This is a genomic window from Streptomyces sp. NPDC057654, from assembly GCF_042800135.1.
In the GTDB taxonomy this organism is placed as follows: Bacteria; Actinomycetota; Actinomycetes; order Streptomycetales; family Streptomycetaceae; genus Streptomyces.
Window position 1 is genome coordinate 1 of record NZ_JBHVHQ010001314.1, and the last position, 1,568, is coordinate 1,568.

The 1,568-nt window shown below is 75.6% G+C and carries 2 protein-coding genes; one reads left to right on the forward strand and one right to left on the reverse strand.

Annotated elements, in window-relative coordinates; all coding sequences use genetic code 11:
• Positions 1-251 (reverse strand): MarR family transcriptional regulator (locus tag ACFU99_RS43165; protein WP_384404136.1); only part of this gene is annotated, 251 nt, incomplete at its 3' end.
• A gap of 167 nt (positions 252-418) precedes the next feature.
• Here ACFU99_RS43165 and ACFU99_RS43170 point away from each other — a divergent pair.
• The coding region (locus ACFU99_RS43170) for an MFS transporter (RefSeq protein ID WP_384404139.1) at positions 419-1,568 on the forward strand (1,150 nt) is incomplete at its 3' end.

Consider the following 1,568-nt stretch of genomic DNA (forward strand, 5'->3'; position numbering starts at 1 on the left):
GCCAGGTGCGCGCGGTCGGCGACGAGCCCGTAGAGCCGGGCGTTGGGGCCGCGGCGCTCGGCGCCCGCCTCGCCGACGACTGCGATCAGGCCCGCCGAGCGGAGCCGTTCGACGAGGTCGGCGACGGTCGGCCGGGCGAGCCCGGTGCGGTCCCTGAGCTGGCCCGCGGTCAGGGGGCCCTCGTCGCGGAGGAGTTCGAGTGCGATGCGGTCGTTGATGGCGCGGGCCGTGCTCGGGGTCGCGGTGCGCATGCCGGGTTCCTCGCAGACGCGGTGTGGGGCGCTGGGCCGAAGGCGTTGATCAGCGTTGTTTCCAGCGCTATTTAACAGGCAGGGTTCCTGATAGTTTATCGCTCCGGATGGACGGGGCAGGACGGGAGGAGGGCGGAGCAGCGGCCCTTCGGGGAGGACATGGGGGCATGGCCAAGGGCACGGATCCGCAACTGCGCCGGGGGCGCGTCGCCATCTCGGTGGTCTTCGCCGTGCACGGCGCGGTCACCGGCAATTTCGCCACCCGGGTCCCCTGGATCCAGGAGCACCTCGGGATCAGCTCGGGCCTGCTCGGGCTGGCGCTCGCGTTCCCCGCGATCGGCGCGTCGTGCGCGATGCCGCTCGCGGGCCGGATAACCCACCGCTTCGGCTCCCGGACCGCGCTGCGCGGACTGCTCGGCCTGTGGTGCGCGGCGCTCGCGCTGCCCGCCGTCGCCCCCGGCCTGGCCGGGCTGTGCGCGGTCCTGTTCGTCTACGGCGCCACGGCCGGGGCGGCGGACGTCGCCATGAACGCGCTGGGGGTGGAGACCGAGGAGCGGCTCGGCCGCTCGATCATGTCCGGGCTGCACGGCATGTGGAGCGCGGGCGCGCTCCTCGGCTCGGCGGCGGGCACCCTCGCCGCGCGGTCCGACGTGGACGCCCGGCTGCATCTGGCCGTCGCGGCGGCCGTCCTCGTGGCGCTGGGCGCGTTCGCCTGCCGGTGGGTCCTCGATGTGCGCGGCACGGCCGAGGAGCACCCGCCGCCGCGGTTCACGCTGCCGCCGCGCTCCGCGCTGGTCATCGGCGCCGTCGGGTTCTGCGCGGTCTTCGCGGAGGGCGCGAGCCTGGACTGGTCGGCGGTCTATCTGCGGGACGTGATGGACTCCGACGCGGGCCTCGCCGCCGCCTGCACCACGGCGTTCTCCTGCACGATGGCCGCGTCCCGGTTCGCGGGCGACGCGGTGGTGCGCCGCTTCGGGCCCGTACGGACCGTGCGGGCGAGCGGCGTGCTAGCGACGGCCGGCGGTCTGCTGGTGGTCCTCGCGGACGGCCCGGCACTCGCCATCGCGGGGTTCGGGCTGATCGGGCTGGGCATCGCGGTCGTCGTGCCGCTGGCGTTCGCGGCCGCGGCGCGCAGCGGCCCGGCGCCCAGCCAGGCCATCGCGGGCGTCGCGACGATCACCTACACCTCGGGGCTCATCGCTCCGGCGGCCATCGGCCAGATCGCCAACGCGACGTCGCTCACGGTCTCCTTCGGCCTGGTCACGGCGCTCGCGTTCGGGCTGATCGCGGGCGCGGGGGTGCTGCGCGGCGCGGGCC